The organism is Gordoniibacillus kamchatkensis (assembly GCF_000829455.1).
Taxonomy (GTDB): Bacteria; Bacillota; Bacilli; order Paenibacillales; family NBRC-103111; genus Gordoniibacillus; species Gordoniibacillus kamchatkensis.
The window spans coordinates 126,592-145,698 of record NZ_JXAK01000008.1; the positions used below are offsets into that span (position 1 = coordinate 126,592).

At 57.9% G+C, this 19,107-nt stretch carries 23 protein-coding genes and 1 pseudogene; 22 read left to right on the forward strand and 2 right to left on the reverse strand.

The window, feature by feature from the left end; all coding sequences use genetic code 11:
* The first annotated feature begins 250 nt into the window (after positions 1-250).
* The 3 genes from SD70_RS06785 (at position 251) to SD70_RS06795 (ending at position 3,540) form a co-directional block, all read left to right on the forward strand.
* Positions 251-1,675 (forward strand): ABC transporter substrate-binding protein, encoded by a 1,425-nt coding sequence (locus SD70_RS06785; RefSeq protein WP_052487124.1) that lies wholly within the window; start codon positions 251-253, stop codon positions 1,673-1,675.
* An 88-nt stretch (positions 1,676-1,763) separates the two neighbouring features.
* Positions 1,764-2,678, forward strand: a complete 915-nt coding sequence (locus SD70_RS06790) for a carbohydrate ABC transporter permease (RefSeq protein ID WP_041046846.1) — start codon at positions 1,764-1,766, stop codon at positions 2,676-2,678.
* A gap of 13 nt (positions 2,679-2,691) precedes the next feature.
* Positions 2,692-3,540, forward strand: a complete 849-nt coding sequence (locus SD70_RS06795) for a carbohydrate ABC transporter permease (RefSeq protein ID WP_041046847.1) — start codon at positions 2,692-2,694, stop codon at positions 3,538-3,540.
* 150 nt (positions 3,541-3,690) lie between these two features.
* On the opposite strand, the gene SD70_RS06800 is transcribed toward SD70_RS06795, so the two are convergent.
* Positions 3,691-4,188: a cysteine dioxygenase gene (locus tag SD70_RS06800; RefSeq protein ID WP_041046848.1), complete on the reverse strand. Its 498-nt coding sequence runs from the start codon at positions 4,186-4,188 to the stop codon at positions 3,691-3,693.
* Positions 4,189-4,578: 390 nt separating this feature from the next.
* On the opposite strand from SD70_RS06800, the gene SD70_RS06805 reads away from it, so the two are divergent.
* The 12 genes and pseudogenes from SD70_RS06805 (at position 4,579) to SD70_RS06855 (ending at position 12,629) form a co-directional block, all read left to right on the forward strand.
* Positions 4,579-5,169: an RNA polymerase sigma factor gene (locus tag SD70_RS06805; RefSeq protein ID WP_041046849.1), complete on the forward strand. Its 591-nt coding sequence runs from the start codon at positions 4,579-4,581 to the stop codon at positions 5,167-5,169.
* The gene (locus tag SD70_RS06810) at positions 5,166-5,789 is read left to right on the forward strand and encodes an anti-sigma factor family protein (RefSeq protein WP_231571078.1); all 624 of its coding nucleotides are present in this window, start codon (positions 5,166-5,168) and stop codon (positions 5,787-5,789) included. The genes SD70_RS06805 and SD70_RS06810 overlap by 4 nt, the downstream gene beginning before the upstream one ends.
* Before the next feature lie 146 nt (positions 5,790-5,935).
* A pseudogene (locus SD70_RS39160) lies at positions 5,936-6,160 on the forward strand (histidine phosphatase family protein); the annotation flags it as partial.
* Positions 6,161-6,231: 71 nt separating this feature from the next.
* Positions 6,232-6,456: a histidine phosphatase family protein gene (locus SD70_RS39165; RefSeq protein WP_269432433.1), complete on the forward strand. Its 225-nt coding sequence runs from the start codon at positions 6,232-6,234 to the stop codon at positions 6,454-6,456.
* Between the two features lie 63 nt (positions 6,457-6,519).
* Positions 6,520-7,647, forward strand: a complete 1,128-nt coding sequence (locus SD70_RS06820; protein ID WP_041046850.1) for a hypothetical protein — start codon at positions 6,520-6,522, stop codon at positions 7,645-7,647.
* A gap of 198 nt (positions 7,648-7,845) precedes the next feature.
* Complete coding sequence (locus tag SD70_RS06825; protein WP_041046851.1) at positions 7,846-8,037, forward strand: IDEAL domain-containing protein; 192 nt, start codon at positions 7,846-7,848, stop codon at positions 8,035-8,037.
* Between the two features lie 60 nt (positions 8,038-8,097).
* Positions 8,098-8,535: a DUF2487 family protein gene (locus tag SD70_RS06830; RefSeq protein WP_041046852.1), complete on the forward strand. Its 438-nt coding sequence runs from the start codon at positions 8,098-8,100 to the stop codon at positions 8,533-8,535.
* Between the two features lie 234 nt (positions 8,536-8,769).
* Positions 8,770-9,303, forward strand: coding sequence for a ubiquinol-cytochrome c reductase iron-sulfur subunit (locus SD70_RS06835; protein ID WP_041046853.1), 534 nt, complete (start codon positions 8,770-8,772; stop codon positions 9,301-9,303).
* A gap of 17 nt (positions 9,304-9,320) precedes the next feature.
* Positions 9,321-9,992 carry a menaquinol-cytochrome c reductase cytochrome b subunit gene (gene qcrB / locus SD70_RS06840; protein WP_041046854.1) on the forward strand — a complete coding sequence of 224 codons (672 nt, stop codon included), beginning with the start codon at positions 9,321-9,323 and terminating at the stop codon, positions 9,990-9,992.
* A 19-nt stretch (positions 9,993-10,011) separates the two neighbouring features.
* Entirely contained in the window at positions 10,012-10,899 is an 888-nt protein-coding gene (locus SD70_RS06845; RefSeq protein ID WP_041046855.1) for a menaquinol-cytochrome c reductase cytochrome b/c subunit, read from the forward strand.
* Between the two features lie 150 nt (positions 10,900-11,049).
* Positions 11,050-11,673: a DUF1405 domain-containing protein gene (locus tag SD70_RS06850; protein ID WP_231571079.1), complete on the forward strand. Its 624-nt coding sequence runs from the start codon at positions 11,050-11,052 to the stop codon at positions 11,671-11,673.
* A gap of 68 nt (positions 11,674-11,741) precedes the next feature.
* Positions 11,742-12,629 carry a sporulation protein YpjB gene (locus SD70_RS06855; RefSeq protein ID WP_041046856.1) on the forward strand — a complete coding sequence of 296 codons (888 nt, stop codon included), beginning with the start codon at positions 11,742-11,744 and terminating at the stop codon, positions 12,627-12,629.
* A gap of 39 nt (positions 12,630-12,668) precedes the next feature.
* Here the strand turns inward: SD70_RS06855 and SD70_RS06860 are convergent, their stop codons facing one another.
* Positions 12,669-13,538, reverse strand: coding sequence for a YitT family protein (locus SD70_RS06860; RefSeq protein ID WP_041046857.1), 870 nt, complete (start codon positions 13,536-13,538; stop codon positions 12,669-12,671).
* Positions 13,539-13,708: 170 nt separating this feature from the next.
* On the opposite strand from SD70_RS06860, the gene SD70_RS06865 reads away from it, so the two are divergent.
* The 7 genes from SD70_RS06865 to SD70_RS06895 form a co-directional block, all read left to right on the forward strand.
* Positions 13,709-14,047 (forward strand): nucleotide pyrophosphohydrolase, encoded by a 339-nt coding sequence (locus tag SD70_RS06865; RefSeq protein WP_041046858.1) that lies wholly within the window; start codon positions 13,709-13,711, stop codon positions 14,045-14,047.
* Between the two features lie 157 nt (positions 14,048-14,204).
* On the forward strand, positions 14,205-14,744 hold the full coding sequence (locus SD70_RS06870; protein WP_231571080.1) for a tetratricopeptide repeat protein: 540 nt from the start codon (positions 14,205-14,207) through the stop codon (positions 14,742-14,744).
* A gap of 46 nt (positions 14,745-14,790) precedes the next feature.
* Positions 14,791-15,594: a 4-hydroxy-tetrahydrodipicolinate reductase gene (gene dapB / locus SD70_RS06875; RefSeq protein WP_041046859.1), complete on the forward strand. Its 804-nt coding sequence runs from the start codon at positions 14,791-14,793 to the stop codon at positions 15,592-15,594.
* Between the two features lie 21 nt (positions 15,595-15,615).
* On the forward strand, positions 15,616-16,044 hold the full coding sequence (locus SD70_RS06880; RefSeq protein ID WP_041046860.1) for a methylglyoxal synthase: 429 nt from the start codon (positions 15,616-15,618) through the stop codon (positions 16,042-16,044).
* A gap of 41 nt (positions 16,045-16,085) precedes the next feature.
* Positions 16,086-16,784, forward strand: a complete 699-nt coding sequence (bshB1, locus tag SD70_RS06885; RefSeq protein WP_041046861.1) for a bacillithiol biosynthesis deacetylase BshB1 — start codon at positions 16,086-16,088, stop codon at positions 16,782-16,784.
* 49 nt (positions 16,785-16,833) lie between these two features.
* On the forward strand, positions 16,834-18,003 hold the full coding sequence (gene bshA / locus SD70_RS06890; RefSeq protein ID WP_041046862.1) for an N-acetyl-alpha-D-glucosaminyl L-malate synthase BshA: 1,170 nt from the start codon (positions 16,834-16,836) through the stop codon (positions 18,001-18,003).
* Positions 18,004-18,110: 107 nt separating this feature from the next.
* Positions 18,111-19,107, forward strand: a 997-nt coding sequence (locus SD70_RS06895) for a CCA tRNA nucleotidyltransferase (RefSeq protein ID WP_394297943.1), incomplete at its 3' end; no start/stop codon positions are given.

Below are 19,107 nucleotides of genomic sequence, written 5' to 3' on the forward strand. Positions count from 1 at the left end.
AGAACGTAGCGTGCGCCTTTGAAATCGTGTTCCCACCATGGTTTCGAACTCAAAGGAACACGATTTCAACGAAGCCGGAGACCCGCATTCTTAGGTCCGCAGCGCAGCCATACTTTCTCGGGCAGCCTGAAGTTGCGGTTCAAATTCAGAACTTTTTTCAACATTTGCAGTACCATATTCCATGTTCGCTTGCGGACCGAATCGCTATGATGGGGATGGGTGACATAACCATTATTTGGGAGGGGCCGCAATGGCACGAGTGTCCAGAACATGGATGACATGGAGTATGGTGCTGTTTGTAATTTTTGCGCTGGCGGGCTGCGGAGGCGGCGCGGATAAACCGGCCGCGGGAGGGACGCCCGCGAAGCAGGGAGATGCGTCCAAGCCGGCGGACGCGAAGCCTGCGGACTCGAAACCGGCGGACACGAAGCCCGCCGACGCGAAGCCGGCCGAAGAGCCGAAGCTGAGCGGCGACTTCGAGATTCAATATTTTGTCGGCGGCTACGGCGATACGTGGTGGAAGCAGGTCATTTCCGAGTTCCAGAAGCTGCACCCGGATTTGAAAATCAAAGAATCCGCAGGCCCGAAAATTAACGACCAGATGAAGCCGCGCTGGATCCAGGGCAATCCGCCCGACTTCGTCTATATCGACGGAGCGGGCTCAAACACGAGACAAATGGTTATCGACGATCAGCTGATGGACATTACGGATTGGCTGAAAGGCGCGAAGAACGTCGACGGCAAACCGATTCTCGACCTGCTGATCGCGAAGCCGGAAGAATACCAAGCGGGCAAGTATCACGCCGTGCCGCTCGTCTTCGGCTCGTGGGGCACATTTTACGACAAGGCGCTGTTTGCGAAGAACGGCTGGGACGCGCCGAAGGATTGGGACAGCTTCCTCGCGGTAGGCGATAAAATTAAAGCCGCAGGCGGCATGAGCGTCTACATTCATACGGGCGTATATCCGTACTATATAAACGGCGCCCTGCTCGATCCGGCGACGGTAGCGTTCAACAACTACGACGGCTCGATCATTAAACGGATCAATGCGCTGGAAAAAGGCGTATTCAAGAGCGAGCCGGTCATGAAGGCGCTGGGCGAAATTGTGCAGATGCGCGATAAAGGGTTTATCGACAAAGCTTCGCCGGCGCTGAACCATACCGATTCCCAGTCGCAATGGCTGCAGCATAAAGCGGCGTTCATTCCGACCGGCATCTGGGTCGAGGGCGAGATGGCGAAAGACATACCGCAAGGCTTCGAGTTCGGCTTCGTTCCTTCGATCGGCCAGCCGAGCGGCGGCAAATTTGTCGCCAATCCGTACACGTCGACGGTCGCCGTTGCGAAGAAAGCGAAAAATCCGGCAGCGGCCAAAGCGTTCCTGCAATACATCTTTACGGAAAAACAAGCGAAGCAATGGGCCGAAATGTCCAAAGCGCCGTCCAACATCAAGGCGGATCTGGCCGGCACGAAAGCGACCGCTCTGACGATCGAAGCGGCCAAATACTACAGTTCGCCGAACACGGTCGTCGCTCCCGAAGTGACGATTCCGGAAGACCTTGTCAAAGTGAGGAACGACGCGACGCTCGCGCTGACCAAGGGCGAGATTACCCCGGAGCAATGGGCGGACCGCATGGAGACGGCAGCCGATAAGGCTCGCGCCAAAGTAAATAAGTAAGCTGCCGAACAGGCGGCGGGACAATAGGGGAATGGACAATTCCCCTATTGCGTTCTCTACATTTTATAGGCTGGAAGGACGCTGTGCCATGAAAGGAAACGACTTTGCCGGAAAGAGCCGCATGAAGCGCAACCTCTTCATCGCTTCCTTCATCGTTCCGACGCTTGCGCTTTATGCGGTTTTTGCCGTTTACCCGATGTTCAAAGGTATTTACCTCAGCCTGTTCGACTGGTCGGGCGGCTCGGAATCGTACAATTTTATCGGACTCGGCAATTTTAAAGAGATGCTGCACGACGACGTGCTGCCGAAAGCGATACGCAACGATTACATTTTGGTTGCCGGGAAAGTTATCGGCTTCATGATTTTGTCTCTCTTCTTCGCGGTGGCGTTAACCCGGTTGAACGTAAAAGGTTCGGGCTTTTACCGCACCGTCTTTTTCTTTCCGAACGTTCTGTCGGTCGTCGTCGTCGGGGTGCTGTGGCGGTATGTGTACAATCCGAACGTCGGCTTTTTGAATTCGTTTATTTCGCTGTTTACGAAGCAGCCTTTCGATTACGCCTGGCTGGGCGGCAAATGGTCCATCTTCGCCTTGCTGCCGCCTTCCATCTGGGCCGGAATCGGATTTTCCGTCATTTTGCTGGTGGCAGGCATAATGAGCGTTCCGGAGTCGCTGTACGAATCGGCCCATCTTGACGGCGCGACGCAGTGGCAGCAATTTTGGAAAGTTACGCTGCCTCTCGTATGGGAGCAAGTGCAGACGTCGGTCATCTGGATCGTCGTAACGACGTTGAACGGCTCGTTCGTCATCGTCACGATCATGACGTTCGAAGGCGGCGCGGACAATGCGACGCAGGTGATGGGCTCCTATCTGTATTTCAACGCCTTCAAATACGGAAAGTTCAGCTACGGTTCGGCCATCGGCGTCCTCATCCTCGTGCTGTCGCTCATTACGACGGTTGCCTTGCAGCGTCTTATGAAGCGCGACGCGATAGAACTTTCGTAGAAGGGGAATGCGTATGATGCGCGGCGTAAAAAATCCGTTTTGGCGGTTGTTTGTGAACGTTTCTTTGGTCGGATGGGCGATCTGCGTCATTTATCCGCTTGTATGGACCGTGCTTGACTCGCTGAAGGACAATCAGCAGTTTTTGCTCGGGAAGCCGTGGGATGCGCCGAAGCTTCCGCTCCTTTGGTCGAATTTTTCCAGTGTATGGATGAAGTACCATTTCGGCAGCTATTTCGTCAATTCGTTCGTTGTGACGGCGGCCAGCACCGTTCTTGCTGTTTTATTGTCGGCGATGACCGCTTATATCATTGCCCGCTTTGCGTTTGCGGGGCGAGGCTTGCTGTACTATTCCTATTTGATGTATTTAATGATTCCGACGTTTCTCGGCATAATCCCGCTGTTCTTTTTGCTGAACGATTTTCATTTGACGAACAGCTTGCTCGGACTCGTTATCGTGTACACGGTTGCGGCCGTGCCGTTTAACGTCTTTGTGCTCGTCGGCTTCTTCCGGACGCTGCCCGGCGAGCTGCAGGAAGCGGCGGCGATCGACGGCGCGTCCCACTACGCTGTATTTTTCCGCGTCATGCTGCCGCTCGCCCGACCGGGTCTCATTTCCGTCGCAATCGTGACGGTGCTGAACATATGGAACGAATATATTTTTGCGCTCGTGCTCGTAAACGATCCCGCGAAATATACGATACCGGTGGCGGTCGCCGTCATGCAGGGGGAGATGCAGTACAGGACGGAGTGGGGGCCGCTGTTCGCCGCGCTGCTTGTTTCCATGGGACCGGTGCTCGTCTTTTACACGTTGTTCCAGAAACGGATTACGGGCGGCCTTACGGCTGGTGCAGTGAAAGGGTAAACGGCCAAAAAAGGCTATATACAAGAAAAAATCAAGCATAATCGCGCTTCGGCGGCATTATGCTTGATTTTTTTTGCGCATCGTGACCCATTAAGCGATTGCTGTGCTACAATATAGGCGTCGGTTCCAAATTTAACCAAACGAACGCCATCAGATGACATAGTCGAGTACTGCAAGCTCTTCAGGGACGTAAATCTTCATGCCGGCTATAGGCGGCGCATACAGATGAAGCGAAACGGTGCGCCCGTTCCCGCTGCTTCGCATTTGGTGAATTTGGCCATGCGGCGCAAAAACGTGCTTGCCGGCAGCGACGGTCACCGCTCCCGTCTCGGCAGCCATGCCATAATCCGATTTCCGATAAATCGCGTTGCAAAGCTCGCCTTCCACAACTTTGGCGCAGCCGACGGAATCCCCGTGATCGTGAACCGATGTTGCAGCCCCGGGCGGCAGATGAACGACGATAGCTTCAACATGATTCGATCTGTACAGCACGTTGCGTCCGTACGCACGTCCCGCCTCCGGTTCCGTAACGAAGGCAGCGAGGTCCTCCTTCGTGCAGGGTGCCGCTTGCAGCGCGGCGAACAGCTCGGCTGCCGTCGGTGCGCGCAGCGCATCCAGTTCTTTTTGTAGCCGATTGAGCCATTGCATTGGACATTCTCCTTTGCGCGGTGCAGACGGACAGCCATGACAGCGAATCCGCGCTGCCGCATTTTATTAATAAAACTTGGCTGATGAATAAGAAATTCTGATAAATAGTACGGCGAAACGATACGTCTATCGGTATAGTATGTGACGAATGCCTACCCGGTGCTTGTGCTTTTGCTCCAAAAACGGTGTCGAAAAAAGAGGATTTTCGCGGCTTGCACCGAATCTTTAAATCTGGATATGATGCGCGAAAGCGATTTCGGACGAGTACCGGCAACGTTTTCGACGGGCCGGCGCAAAAAATCGGAAAATGAGCCGCAACTTTTTCCTCCTGGCGAAGTAAAACTTGTGTAGCTGGGAGGCAGACCTTGCGTCAAGGAGGGTCGCCTCGTAATGACCGATTCCCAGTTGATCCGCGAAATCAAGGATGGCAACGTTCAAGCCTATAACGAGCTCATGCGTCGTTACGAACGGAAGATCCTTGCTTTCATATACCATATGCTGAAAAGCTCGCAGCTTGAGGCGATTGCGGAAGATCTGTGCAATGAGACGTTCTATAAAGCGTATCGCAGCCTGGGCTCGTTCCGCGAAGTGGAGGCGTCGTTCTCGACATGGCTCTACACGATCGCGCGCAATACGGTGCTGAGCGAGCTGCGCAAGCATAAAAGCCAGCAAGTATCGCTCGACCAGAGCGGCCACACGCCGCTGGCGCCGGACGGCGCCATGCCGGAGCAAACCGTGCTGCGCAACGAGAAAGTGAGCAAAGTTCGCGACGCGATCAACGGCTTGCCGGAGAAGCAGCGGTCGGCGCTCATTTTGCGCGAATACGATCAGCTCGATTACCAGGAAATCGCCAACATTTTGGGACAGACGGTGAGTTCGGTCAAGTCGCTTCTGTTCCGGGCCCGGGCGAGCGTGAAGCTGCAGCTCGAGCCTTATTTCGAGGAACCGATATTGCAAGAGTACGAAGGGATGAAGCGATGATGAAGTGCAGCGAAATTCAGGAGTTATTTGGTCTCTATTGGGATCTTCCAAATGATGACCTGAGGCGGCAGGCGGTCGACAAGCATATCGATCACTGCAGCGCATGCGCGGAGGAGTTTCAATTCTGGAAAGAAACGGGGGACCTGATCCGGATGGCGACGACAGACGACGTACCGGAAGAGCCGTACCCGATTTCCCGCAAAGTGATGGACCGGATTTACGAAGATGAAACGTGGCGCATACCGGTTGCCGAGCGGATGTATGCGATATCGTTCAAAATGCGCCGCAATTTGACGGCGGTAATCGCCTTTTGCCTCGCGTTGTTCATGTTCAGCTTCCTGTTCTCGCTCGTCTACGAGGACCGCTCGGCGCCGCAAGCGGGCGATACGCCCGTATTCGGCTTGCAGGCGCCGCAGGTCATATCGGCCAGCGCCAAGTCGAGCTCGATGGACGGCCATACGATGACGGCGATGGCGAGCATCGGCCAGCCGATGATCGAACCGCTCAAATATCACGTCGGCCCGATCGATTCGTACTCGCACTACTTGCTGGCGCTGTCCATACTCGGCATCATCTGCACGATGCTGATCATGAACTGGTTTTCGCGTACGAAAGCGTAATACTGTGATGCAACGCTTGCGAAGAAGCCGCCCCGACCGAGGGGCGTCTTTCTTTTCTGCGGGCAAACTGCCACCGAAGGAGTCGAACGCACATGATATTGGGATTCGTCAGACACGGCACAACCGAATGGAACAAGGCCGGAAGAATGCAGGGCCAGCTCGATACCGATTTGACGGACGAAGGGCGCGAGCAGGCGGCCAGGCTGGGGAAGGCGCTGCGCGGCACGCCTTGGACAGGCATCGTCAGCAGCGATTTGCGGCGCGCGCGGGAGACGGCCGAGCTGATCGCCGCGCATGCCGGCATACCGCTGCTCACAACAGACGCCAGACTGCGGGAAAAAAGCTTCGGCGAGCTCGAGGGCACGACCGTCGCCGAGCGTCTGGAGCGCTGGGGCGAGAATTGGCGCGCGCTGGCGCCGGGGCAGGAGAGCGATGAAGCGGTGTGGCGCGTTGGCTCGATTTTTACGAGCACGTTATTTTGCGGCAACATGCCGGGCGGCAGCTGCTTGTCGTCTCCCACGGCGCGTTCATCGGCCGCGTGCTGCAATTCAAAGGGCTGGAGCAGGCGCACGATCCGCTCGTAAACGGTTCGCTCACGGTGCTGCGGCATAGCGGGGAGCGGTGGGAGACGGTCGTGTACAACGACGTCGGCCATTTGCAGTTGTAGCTGCGGCCGGCCGGGTATAATCGCTTCCTCATTTTCCCATAATGGGAAGTGAGGTGACCTACGATGAATCTCGCCGATATGCTGAGCTACGCCGACATCGGCCAGCTGAGCCGCATCGCCAGAACGTACGACTGCGAATGCAACGGGCATTCCAAGCACGAGCTGATCCAATCGATTTTGTCCAAGGTCGGGCGCCGCGACGTGTTCGAAGAGCAGGTGGAATCGCTGTCTGTGGAAGATATCCGCTTCCTCAATTCGCTGCTGTTCGACGCGCGCAGCTCGTTCAGCCTGGAGGAGCTCGTCGCCCGCGTGCAGCAAACGAAGTTTGTGCGCGGCGAAGAAGAGGACGGCTGGAATCCGCGCGACATGATTACCCGCTTCAAGCAGCTGGGCTGGCTGTTCAACGGGTACTCGCAGCAGACGAAATATTTGTTTCAGGTGCCCTCCGATTTGAAAAAACGGTTCAGCGACGTGCTGGCCAAAAAGTTTCAGACCGGCCTGGACGCAATCGACGGCGAACCGGGCGTGTACCGCGACGAACAAAAGCTGATCGTGGAAGACATCGTGCACTTTTTGCGCTTTGTGCGCGAGCGGGACGTGCCGCTCACGGACGCGGGCAGCATGTACAAGCGTACGCTCGGGCAAGTGCTCGACAGCATGTCGGTGCGCGAAGAGCCGCTCGGCAAGACGGCGTTTCGTTTCGGCTACGGCCGCATGTTCAAGGAATACCCGAACCGGTTTTCGCTCATTTACGACTATTGCTATTATAACGGGCTCATCGCCGAGGACGGAGGCCTATTGACGCTCACCGAAACCGGCAGCGGGCAGGCGGAAAGCGGCATGCCAGGCGAGCTTCCGGCGGTATACCGGTTCTGGCTGCGGCTGTACAAAAATCCGATTCCCAATATCCAATCGATCGTGCAATGGGTCGAACGGCTCGCCCGCGCCTGGGTCACGGCCGATTCGCTCGGCAATACGCTCTGTCCGCTCATTCGGCCGTTTTATTTCGACTCTTCCGAGTCGATCTTCGAGCAGCGCATCGTGCAGATGATGATGCATCTGGGCCTGCTGCGCATCGGGGAAGACGACCGCCGCGGGCGGGTCGTACAAATGACGAAGCTCGGCTCTTCCATTATACAGGGCACGTATGTCGACGAGGAAGACCGCATCCCGCTCTCGGTTGAGCCGTAGCGGGCAGCCGGCGTGCGTGCATGCGCCATGCGGCGCCGCAATCCCGACCGATGCGCTGGGTGAATGCACATTCGCATGGCAACGGGCGGGTGTCGCGCGCGCCGCTGCCGCTGCTGAATATGTTTGTAGTAAAGAAACCTCGCCACTCGCCGGAGTGCAAGGTGTAGCGAAGCTTGGAGCCATGCGGAGGTAAATCCTATGGGAAAATCGAACGCCACGAGTGACGCGCTGCTCAGTCTTTACGCGGAAATGATTTGGGATGAGGCCATTCGAAAATACAAAGAACAGCATCTTTATCAGGAGATCGACAGCGCTTTAGCGAAGGGAGACCAACTGACGTTCCTAGCGTTGACGAACGAACTGAAATCGCTCCAATCCCCGGGCATATGAACGCATGTTTCATATGTCTTTTTTTTATGGTACAGTGGGGCGTGGGAGGTCGAGATACCGATGAAATTTAGCGAAATCGCCAAAGACCAGTGGGCGGAGCTGCAGCCTTACCTGGATACGTGCCTGCTGCCGATCACCGGCTTGACCGGATCGGAATCGCCGTGGGAAGCGGGGGACCGGCTGGAGGAGCTGCGCGACGCGCTCGATCTTATCGAGATTCCGTACCGCGGCAGAGTCGTGACGTACCCTGCGGTTCAATATGTGCCCGGACAAGCCGGCGAGCGCATTCTCGACGACGTCTGCCACGCATTGAAGGAAGCCGGGTTCCGGTACGTGGTGGCGATCACAGCCGCAGCCCGCGTAAGCGGCATGCTGCCGGCGGCGGCCGATTTGCAGCTGTACGTCGATCCCGCATCGCTGCAAGCTTCGCCGGACGATGCGAGGCGCTCTGTCACGGCGCAAATCCAGTCGCTGTGGACGAGGGAAAACGGCGCGTAATTCGGCGTATGTTTGCCAAGGCAATTGCTCACTATAATACATAGCTGCTGGCAAAATGGAATGTGACAATTTCGTTAAAATTTGCGAAGCGCCGGCGTTTTCGCCGCATGAGCGGACGGGCGCTATCCTTGACGCCCCTATAGCCGTAGCTATTATATTAATGTCCTAGTAACAGTGTAACGTATTGTCGAATGCGACGTGAACATAGGTGTGCCTAGGGGGGTAGAACGCGAAATGAGTGACCACAACAAGCAGGCTGGGCAGCACGGCGAGAAGCCGGTGAAGCGGGAAATGTCCCGGCGCCAATTCCTCTCTTACACCCTCGGCGGGGCGGGCGGTTTCATGGCGGCCGGCATCATTATTCCGATGCTGCGCTTTGCTATCGATCCGGTGCTGGAGCCGAAGGCGAAGGCGGACTGGATCAAGGTTGTCGAGGAAGCACAGATCGGCACCGAGCCGAAAGCTTTCCAATTCAAAATGCATCAGGTGGACGGCTGGTACGAGAGCGATGTCGAGCTGACCGCCTGGATCGCCAAGGACAGCAAAGGCCAAGTATTTGCGCTGAATCCGACCTGTAAGCATTTAGGCTGTACGGTAAGCTTCGATGCGCCTTCGCACGAGTATCATTGTCCTTGCCACGGGGCCAAATATACGGCCGACGGCAAAAACCTCGTCGTTGCGCCGCTGCCGCTGGACGAATATTCCGTTAAAGTGGAGCAGGGCTTCGTGTACGTTGGCCAGCTGCATCCTAACTCGAGAGTGAAATAAGGAGGCGTCACGGTCGGATGTTTAAATCGATGTACAATTGGATCGACGAACGTCTGGATATTACGCCGATGTGGCGGGATGTAGCCGACCACGAAGTTCCGGAGCACGTCAACCCGGCTCACCACTTTTCGGCGTTCGTCTACTGTTTCGGCGGTCTGACGTTTTTCATTACCGTCATTCAAATTTTGTCCGGCATGTTTTTGACGATGTATTACACGCCGGATATCATTAACGCTTACGCGAGCGTCGATTACTTGTCCCACAAAGTCGCGTTCGGGGTTATCGTGCGCGGTATGCATCACTGGGGCGCAAGTCTCGTTATCGTGATGATGTTCCTGCACACGCTGCGCGTCTTCTTTACAGGCTCTTACAAGGCGCCGCGCGAAATGAACTGGGTCGTCGGGATGATGATTTTCGGCGTCATGCTCGGCCTCGGCTTTACCGGTTATTTGCTGCCGTGGGACAACAAGGCGTATTTCGCAACGCAAGTAGGGATCAAGATTGCGGCATCGGTGCCGTTCATTGGCGACTACATAAAGACGCTGCTGCAAGGCGGCGAGGTGGTAGGCGCAGTAACCCTTACCCGGTTTTTCGCGATCCACGTTTTCTTCTTGCCGGCGGTTCTGCTTGCCCTGCTTGCAGGACACTTCTTCATGATCCGTAAGCAAGGCATTTCCGGACCGCTATAATCGAAAGGAGGACCTAGACGTGGCGCATGATCGCAAGCCAGGTGAAAAAGTAGTATTCGTCGGGGATTCCCGCGTTCGGCTTAAGACCGAAAGGTTGAAGCAGCCCGATTATTCCGCTTACCCGGGCAAATCGGAGGCGTTCATTCCGAACTTCCTGCTGAAAGAATGGATGGTTGGGGTCGTCGTGCTCGTCGGCATCCTAGCCTTGGTCATGTCCGAACCGGCTCCGCTCGGCTATCCGGCTGATCCGACCAATACGGCATTCATTCCGATGCCGGACTGGTATTTCTTGTTCCTTTATCAGTTCCTGAAATACCCGTATACGTCCGATCATTATGTCGTTTTCGGTACGGTGCTCGTCCCGGGGCTCGCGTTCCTCGGCCTGATGCTCGTGCCGTTCCTTGATCTGAGCCCGGAACGTCGGTTCTACCGTCGTCCGGTTACTTCGGCGCTAATGATCGTGACGCTGCTTGCAATGGGATACTTGACCTATACGTCTTGGCACCATTACAAAGAAGAGCTGAAAGAAAAGAATATTATACCCGAAGACGTGAAACGGGAAGAAGAATTGAGAGCGGCCAAAGGGGCAGGCAAAGCAGCGCCTTCTCCGAGCGCCGGTGCAGCTAAAAAAGTGGCGATGGTCGCTCCTGACGATCCGGGGGCCGCAGTTTTCAAAAAGGCCACTTGCGTCGCTTGCCACGGCGGCGAGCTGAAGGGCATGCCGTCTTCCGGAATCCCGGCGCTGCTTGGCATCGGCGATACACTTTCGAAGGACGACATCCTCGGCATTATTAAAAACGGCAAAGGCAACATGCCGGCTCAGTACAAAGACAACATCGGCAAAGGCTTGACGGATGCCGACATCGATAAGCTGGCGAACTGGCTCTCGATGCAGAAATCGAAGTAAGATGAGCAGCGCGAACATCCCGGTCGGAAGGCCGGGATGTTTGCTTTTTTGGCCGTTTTCCCTATACTGAGAATAGATTTTGACGCTTGGGAGGAGCCGTATTTGCGAAGCGCCGTATCACTGTCCTTTTTCTGGAGTCGTTCTTTCCTCATGAATCGCTTTTTGCTGTGGAGCTTGTTCTGGATCAACTTGCTCGGCACGATTTACGGCTATTTTTGGTATGGCGATCAGTTGAAATTGACGCTGCACACCGAGCCGCTCTGGTATTTGCCGTTCGTGCCCGACAGCCCGACGGCCAGCCTGTTTTTTACGATGTCCACCCTGTACTTGTTATACGAAGGGAAATTCGGCTGGTCGGCGGGAAAGGCGGCTAGCCGCATTCGCGGCTTTATCGAGGCGTTTGCCTTGATCACATCGTTCAAATACGGCATCTGGGCCGTATCGATGATCGGCGCTTCGGCGGCGCTCGGCAATGCGCTGGACTGGCAAGACTATATGCTTTCCACGTCCCATCTCGGCATGGCGGCGGAAGCGCTGTTGTTCGCTCGGCTATACCGGTTCAGGCTTGTCGATATCGCCCTGGTCGCATGCTGGTCGTTCGCCAACGACTATATGGATTATGGAAAATTGACGTATCCTTGGCTGCCTGACGTGCTCAATGAACGGCTGCACGGGGTTGAGGAGTTCACTGTCGGCCTCAGCGTCGCCAGCATATTGACCGCGCTGCTGTGTTTGCCGTTCAACCGCGCGTCGCGGGAGCGGAAGAACGGGTAATGCGCCGCCGGCTAAACGGTTCTAAAACGGGACAGCCCTCCATAAGTTAGGAGCAGGAGGGATGTCCCATGTTTTCGCTTAAGGCAAGGGCTTCGGTGCTGGTTGCGATCGCGATCGGCCTGCTTGCTGTGCTCGCCGCGGCTTGCGGGGAATCGCAGCAGCGGGCCGGCGCGGAAATGAAGCCGCAACCGCCGCAGACAACTCCGGCGGCTCCGGCCGACGCTCCGAAGCTGGAACAGCTCGGCCGGCTTGCCGACGACATGTATAAGCTGACGATGAGCGGAAGCTACCTGGAGGCGAGGGCGCGGCTGCTCGACATGAGCGCGCTCGCAACACATATTTCGTATGCCGGCGTAACGACGGTCGAAGGGATGCAAGCGTTCGCCGAGACGATGACGGAAGCGAAGCGCGCGTTCAACGCGGTGAAGCTCGATATGGAACAAACAAAGCTGAGTGCGGCGAAAGTGAAGCTTGCTGTCGATGCAATAACGCATAAGAACGACCCGATGTGGCTGCAATACGAGCGCTTGCTTCAGGAAGACGCGCAGGCGCTCGATAAAGGAATACGAACGAAGGATGCGAAGGCGGTGCAATACGCGGTGGCCGGCCTTAAAGCGCATTACGCCATCATCCGCCCGGCTGTGCTCATTTCGCGCGAGCCGCAGCTAAACGAAAAGATGGAATCGCTGCTCGCGTTTTTGGCGGGCCAGAGCCGCGCAACCCCGCTGCCGGCGGGCAATCTGGAGCAGGGCGCGAGCCATTTGCGCGATATGCTGAACGAGCTGTTCGGACGGGAAGACAAAAGCGCTTACGCGCCTATCGTCGATAATCGCCGGCCGATCATATGGACGATCGTGATCGGCTCGGTCATCACCGCAATATTGGCCTATGCCGCGTGGCAAATGTTCCGCGACGGACGCGGCGCTGTGCCGATACGGAAAAAAGAACAAGGGTGAAGCTGCGGCTTCCCCCTTGTTCTTTTTTTTAAGGCGGCGCTATTCCTCGCGGAATCCTTCGCCGAGCACGTCGTGAACGTCGCTGATTATGATGAAGGCGCGGGGATCGATGGAGCGGATGAGCTGCTTCAGACGCCGCACTTCGCTGCGCGAGACGACGCAGTAGACGATGTTTTTCGCTTGCTTGGAGTAAGCGCCTCGCGCCGGAACGAGGGTGACGCCGCGGTCGAGCTCATGCGTAATCGCATCGGCCATCGGTTCGGCGTAGTCGGTCATGACCTGGAAGGCGATCGCCGACTGGGCGCCTTCGATAATGTAATCGACAATCCGGGAAGTGATGTATACCGCAACGAGCGTATACAGCACTTTTTCTTTCGGGATATACAGCAGCGAAGTACCGATGACGGCGACGTCGATGAACAGGATGACCTGGCCCATCCTCCAGCCGCGGTGCTTGTAGCCGATGCGGGCGACGATATCCGAACCGCCGGTCGTGCCGCCAAAGCGGAATACGAGACCGAGCCCTGCGCCCGACGTAACTCCTGCGTACAAGGTGGCCAGAATGAAATCGTGGGTCGTGCGGAACGGCACGATCCAGCCGAGCCGAATAAGCGCTTCCACCACCCACAGGAAGAAGGAAAGCGAGACGGTGCCGAAAATCGTGTAAGCCATGCCGCGTCCACCGAAAGCCCGCCAACCGATAATAAACAGCGGAACGTTCAGAACAAGCGTCGTCACCGACGGGGAGATGCCCAGCGCATAGTTGAGCAGCAGGGCGATGCCGGTAATGCCGCCTTCCATCAGCTCGTTGGAGATGACGAAATAATGCAGGCCGAAGGCGTAAATCGCCGTGCCCAATGCGATCATGAGCAGATTGCGGGCTTCGCCGAGACGAGACGTGAACGGCATAAAAACGAATCCCTCCTAAGCGGTAAAAAACGTCGTTGGGCAGACGAGAGTTGTCCAATATAAGGTAGTGTAACCTCTGCAAAAAAATTTGTCATCCGGTGCGCTTTGGTTTAACATGGAATGGATGGACATGCAGAATTATGCGCAAAGGGGCGAAAGGAAGGGTCGAAATGTCGCAACGTTCGCTGCAGCACATTCAAGCGGAGGTTCATGACTATATTTCGCAGTTCAAGGAAGGGTATTTCAGCCCGATGGAGCTGCTTGCCCGGTTGACGGAAGAGGTCGGCGAGCTGGCGAGGGAAGTGATGCACGAATACGGTCCGAAAAAGAAAAAGAAAAGCGAAGCGGAAAGTTCGATCGAGCTGGAGCTTGGCGATATTATGTATGTGACGATATGTCTCGCCAATTCGCTCGGCATCGATTTGACGGAAGCGCATGACAAAGTGATGCACAAGTTCAAGACGCGGGACGCGAACCGTTGGACGAAAATCAACACCGAACCGTCTTGACGTTCATATGCTGTACCAACCCGGTGGCCGCTTACAGGCAGGCGCGGTCCTGCCGGTTGTCGGAAACCCGGCGGCTCAGCAGGCAGGCGCGGTCCTGCCGGTTGCCCGGAACCCGATGGCCGCTGACAAGAAGCCACGGGGCGGGAGGGGGACAGGTATGATGGACGGCAAAACGCAGCTGCAAAAGGCGTACAAGGCGATACTCAACAACGATTTCGAGCGGGCTGCGGAATGGTTCGAGCGGGCGATCGACGCCGAGCCGAACAACGCGGACTATCATTACCGGCTGTCCATTACGTATGCCCGCAGCAACAAGCTGCCGAAGGCGGTAGAGCATGCCGAGACGGCGGTTCGGCTCGCGCCGGACGCCAAGCAATATCGGTTCCATCTGTCGACGCTGCAGGCGCGGGAGCTGCTCGTCCGCGCGGGACGGGCTATCGACGGCACGGAGACGAACCCGTACCTCGCAATAGCGCTGCTGCAGCAGGCGATTGCGCTCGATCCGCTCAGCGTCGAGGCGCATTTGCTGCTTGCTGTTGCGGCCGACGCCGTCGGCGATGCGGCGCAGGCGATGCAAGCCGTCAACGATGCGCTCCGGCTTGCTCCGGAGAGCGACATGGTGCTGTCGCTGCTGCCGTCGTACGAGCAAAAGCTGAAACGTTTTTTGGGGACGGACGCCGCGCGGAAGCCGCTGTAAACATAGATCGCAGGACTACAACGTACAAGGGCAGGTGCTACAACATATGACTGAACGAATTCGCGTCGCGGTGGCGGGAGCGAGCGGCCGCATGGGCAGGGAAGTCGTCAAGCTGGTGCTGACCGATCCCGAGCTGGAGCTGGCGGCTGCGGTCGCCCGCTCGGCGGGTCCGGTAGACGCCGGCAAAATGGTTGGGCTGGAGGAATGCGGCGTACGCGTCGCAGCCGAGCTGGAGGAGGCGCTCGCCGCCGCGAAGCCGGACGTGCTTGTCGATTTTACGACGCCGCAAACGGCGGTCCGGCATACGGAGCTATCGATTTTGTACGGCGCGCGGCCGGTCATCGGCACAACCGGCTTCACGCCGGAGCAGATCGCCGAGCTGGACAAGCAGTGCCGGCAGCGGGGCATCGGCGGCCTCATCGCTCCCAACTTCTCGATCGGGGCGATTTTGATGATGCGCTTTGCGGCGCAGGCGGCGAAATATTTTCCGCATGTGGAGATTATCGAGTATCATGGCGACCAGAAGCTGGACGCCCCGTCCGGAACGTCGATCAAAACGGCCGAGCTCATTGCCCAAAACCGGCAGGAGCTGAAGCAGGGCAACCCGAACGAGCACGAGACGCTGCAAGGAGCGCGCGGCGGCTACTACGACGGCTTCCGCATCCACAGCGTGCGGCTGCCCGGCGTGTTTGCGCAGCAGGAAGTCATTTTCGGTGCGTTCGGACAAACGCTCAAAATCCGCCACGACTCGTATGAACGGGCCGGCTACATGCCCGGAGTAAAGGTCGCCATCCGCAAAGTGATGGAGACGTCGGGCCTCGTATACGGTTTCGAGCATTTTCTCGACTAGGACAAGGAGTAGGTGACTCTCATGAGCATACATATCGCATTGATTGCCCACGACCGCAAAAAGGAAGAAATGGTCGATTTCGTCATCGCTTACGAGCATGTGCTTGCCGGCAACCAGCTGTACGCCACCGGTACGACAGGCCAGCGGATCATGGATAATACGAGCCTCAAGGTGCATCGTTTCATGTCCGGACCGATGGGCGGCGACCAGCAAATCGGCGCGCTCATCGCCGTCAATCAGATGGATCTGATCGTCTTCCTTCGCGACCCGCTTATGGCCCAGCCGCACGAGCCGGACATTACCGCGCTGCTCCGTCTGGCCGACGTGCACGGCATACCGGTGGCAACGAATTTGGCGACGGCCGAGCTGCTGATCAAAGCGCTGGAGCGGGGCGATTTCGGCTGGCGCGAACTCGTCGAAAAGCATAAGCCCGATCTCGGACCGGCGTAACGGAATACGAAGCGAAAGACGCTCGGAAGGAGGAAGCTGTCATGAACGGTAGCGAAACGCTGGACGTGCTGGCGTTCGGAGCGCATCCGGACGATGTCGAAATCGGCATGGGCGGCACGGTGGCGAAGCATGCGGCGGCAGGAGATAAAGTCGGCATTTGCGATCTCACTTATGCGGAGCTGTCTTCGAACGGGACGCCGCTGCTGCGCCAGCAAGAGGCGGCAGCGGCCGCGGAAGTGCTAGGCATTGCGGTGCGGTCGAACTTGGGAATGCCAGACAGGGGACTGACCGGAGAGGCGGCGCAGGTGAGCGCGATCGTGAGAGAGCTGCGCCTTCGGCGGCCGCGGATCGTTTTTGCGCCGTATTGGCACGACCGGCATCCCGACCATGTGCGCTGCTCGCAGCTTGTGCAGGAGGCGCTGTTCAACGCCAAGCTGCGCAAATATTTGCCGGAGCTGCCGGCATGGAACGTTGAACATGTGTATTATTATTTTATCAACGATGTGTACGAGGCTGACGTGATGGTCGACGTTTCGGCTGTGTACGAGCAAAAGCTCGCCTCACTGCGCGCGTACCGCTCGCAGTTCGACGCGACGGGCCCGGATTCGGTGCGGACGCCGCTCAATCAAGGTTACGTGGAGCGGGTGGAGGCGAGGGACCGGCTGCTCGGACAAAAGCGGCTTGTGCCGTACGCCGAAGGCTTCGTCTCCAAGCTGCCGCTGCTCGTCGAGAAGTTTTAGCGGCGTCGGCACGTTGACGGATGCAAGGCCGGGGAAGGGGGAAGCAGCGTTGGGAGACAGATTGAAAATCGGAATTACGTGCTATCCGACGCTCGGAGGATCGGGGGTCGTCGCGACCGAGCTCGGCAAAATACTTGCCGAACGCGGCCACGAAGTACATTTCATTACGCATAGCATGCCGTTTCGGCTCGGCAGGTTTGATAAAAACATTTTTTACCACGAGGTGGAAGTCAGCGACTATTACGTATTCCGCTACCCGCCTTACGACTTGTCGCTGGCGAGCAAGCAAGCGCAGGTGGCGCAAATGCAAAATCTCGACCTGCTCCACGTCCATTACGCGATTCCGCATGCCGTATGCGCTCTGCTCGCCAAGCAGATGGTCGGCGACCATCTCAAGGTGGTCACGACGCTGCACGGCACCGACATTACGGTGCTGGCGCAGGACGAGTCGATCAGCGATCTGATCCGCTACGCGATTAACCGCAGCGATGCGGTGACAGCGGTTTCGCAAGATTTGATCAACGAAACGGTGCGCTCGCTCGGCATTACGAGGCCGATCGATCTGGCGTACAATTTCGTCGACAAAAGAGTATACTATCCGCGCGAGTCGGCGGCGCTGCGGCTCGATTACGCACGGCCGGACGAAAAGCTGCTCATTCACATTTCCAATTTTCGTCCGGTGAAGCGGGTCACGGATGTCGTCGACGTGTTTGCGCGCGTGAAGCAGGCGATGCCGGCCAAGCTGCTGTTCGTCGGCGAAGGGCCGGAGCTGTCCAAAGTGATGATGAAGGTGCGCGAGATGGGGCTGGCGGACAGCGTCATTTTTGCCGGCAAGCAGGACGACGTGGCGCAAGTTATTTCCATGGCCGACCTGATGGTGCTGCCGTCGGAGAAAGAAAGCTTCGGCCTCGTCGCGCTGGAGGCGATGGCGTGCGGCGTGCCTACGGTCGCTTCGAACGCCGGCGGCATACCGGAGCTTGTGACGCACGGCGAGACGGGATATTTGGCGGATGTCGGCAATACGGCGGCCATGGCCGAGCACGCCATCGCGCTGCTGAGCGATGAAGTGCTGTATCGGCGCGTACGGGAAGCTTGCTTGCACCGGGCCCGGTTTACGTTTTGCAACGATGCGATCACGAGGCAGTATGAGGAAATTTATTACCGGGTGCTGAATCGTGAGCTGCCCGACTCGATCCGGGAGCGGCAAATTGAGTGCTAGGTCTTGGGGATGGAACGGCGAGCGCTGTGACAAACGTCTCGCAGGCAGGTTACCGCTGGGAGTTTGAGAGCGGTATTGAGAGCGAAATGGAGCGAGAAGCCCGAGCGGTGCTGCGAACGTTGACCGAGGCCGGTTACGAAGCGTACTTTGTCGGCGGCTGCGTGCGAGACCGGCTGCTCGGCGTTCCGGTAAAAGATATGGACATCGCGACATCCGCTCTGCCGGCGCAGGTGATGTCGCTTTTTGTCCGTACGGTGCCGACGGGGCTGCAGCACGGGACGGTTACGGTCATTTTGGAAGGGCATACGTTCGAGGTGACAACGTTCCGCACCGAGTCCGGCTACGTGGATTACCGGCGGCCGCAAACGGTGGAGTATGTGACGAGCCTGGAGGAGGATCTCCGGCGCCGCGATTTCACAATGAACGCGATGGCGATGGATGCTGAAGGGAATGTTTGCGATCCGTTCGGGGGCCGTGAAGATTTGGCGCGCGGCGTGCTGCGCTGCGTCGGCGAGGCGGAGCAGCGCTTCGGCGAAGACGCGCTGCGCATGCTGCGCTGCATCCGGTTCGCGGCCGCGTACGGCCTCGAGGTCGAGGCAGGGACGTGGGCCGCGTTGCGTGAGCAGGCGCCGCTGCTGCGCCACATCGCGATGGAGCGGTGCCGCGCCGAGCTCGAGCGGATGGTGGAAGGCCCGGCCCCGGTGCGGGCGTTGCGGCTGCTCGCGGACAGCGGCCTATGGCGGCACTTCAAGGTGCGACCGGTGTCGATTGGGGCCGCTGGAGCGAGATTGCCGGCGAGGCGGCGGCGCTGGAGCCGCGCTGGACGGCGCTGTGGGAGCCCGAGCTGCGCTGGGCTCTGCTGTGGACGCTGCTTGGCGTGGACGAGTCCGCCGCGCTCGGCGCGATGCGGGGCGCTCGTCTTCGCCAAGAGGCGCATGGGGGGATGTCGCAGCCGTGCTCGGCTGCGACGCCTGGCTCGCGCAGCGAGCAGCCGCCGGCGGCGGCGAGGCGCGGCGTCAAGCGGCGGCAGCGGCGGAACGAACACGGTGATCGTCCATTCCGGCGGAGGCGGCGGGATCGGCTGGGACGACCTGCTGCTGTACC

Coding starts and splice junctions, on each gene's coding strand:
- SD70_RS06785 (WP_052487124.1), top strand. CDS start 251: ATGGCACGAGTGTCCAGAACATGGATGACATGGAGTATGGTGCTGTTT.
- SD70_RS06790 (WP_041046846.1), top strand. CDS start 1,764: ATGAAAGGAAACGACTTTGCCGGAAAGAGCCGCATGAAGCGCAACCTC.
- SD70_RS06795 (WP_041046847.1), top strand. CDS start 2,692: ATGATGCGCGGCGTAAAAAATCCGTTTTGGCGGTTGTTTGTGAACGTT.
- SD70_RS06800 (WP_041046848.1), bottom strand. CDS start 4,188: ATGCAATGGCTCAATCGGCTACAAAAAGAACTGGATGCGCTGCGCGCA.
- SD70_RS06805 (WP_041046849.1), top strand. CDS start 4,579: ATGACCGATTCCCAGTTGATCCGCGAAATCAAGGATGGCAACGTTCAA.
- SD70_RS06810 (WP_231571078.1), top strand. CDS start 5,166: ATGATGAAGTGCAGCGAAATTCAGGAGTTATTTGGTCTCTATTGGGAT.
- SD70_RS06820 (WP_041046850.1), top strand. CDS start 6,520: ATGAATCTCGCCGATATGCTGAGCTACGCCGACATCGGCCAGCTGAGC.
- SD70_RS06825 (WP_041046851.1), top strand. CDS start 7,846: ATGGGAAAATCGAACGCCACGAGTGACGCGCTGCTCAGTCTTTACGCG.
- SD70_RS06830 (WP_041046852.1), top strand. CDS start 8,098: ATGAAATTTAGCGAAATCGCCAAAGACCAGTGGGCGGAGCTGCAGCCT.
- SD70_RS06835 (WP_041046853.1), top strand. CDS start 8,770: ATGAGTGACCACAACAAGCAGGCTGGGCAGCACGGCGAGAAGCCGGTG.
- qcrB (WP_041046854.1), top strand. CDS start 9,321: ATGTTTAAATCGATGTACAATTGGATCGACGAACGTCTGGATATTACG.
- SD70_RS06850 (WP_231571079.1), top strand. CDS start 11,050: ATGAATCGCTTTTTGCTGTGGAGCTTGTTCTGGATCAACTTGCTCGGC.
- SD70_RS06855 (WP_041046856.1), top strand. CDS start 11,742: ATGTTTTCGCTTAAGGCAAGGGCTTCGGTGCTGGTTGCGATCGCGATC.
- SD70_RS06860 (WP_041046857.1), bottom strand. CDS start 13,538: ATGCCGTTCACGTCTCGTCTCGGCGAAGCCCGCAATCTGCTCATGATC.
- SD70_RS06865 (WP_041046858.1), top strand. CDS start 13,709: ATGTCGCAACGTTCGCTGCAGCACATTCAAGCGGAGGTTCATGACTAT.
- SD70_RS06870 (WP_231571080.1), top strand. CDS start 14,205: ATGATGGACGGCAAAACGCAGCTGCAAAAGGCGTACAAGGCGATACTC.
- dapB (WP_041046859.1), top strand. CDS start 14,791: ATGACTGAACGAATTCGCGTCGCGGTGGCGGGAGCGAGCGGCCGCATG.
- SD70_RS06880 (WP_041046860.1), top strand. CDS start 15,616: ATGAGCATACATATCGCATTGATTGCCCACGACCGCAAAAAGGAAGAA.
- bshB1 (WP_041046861.1), top strand. CDS start 16,086: ATGAACGGTAGCGAAACGCTGGACGTGCTGGCGTTCGGAGCGCATCCG.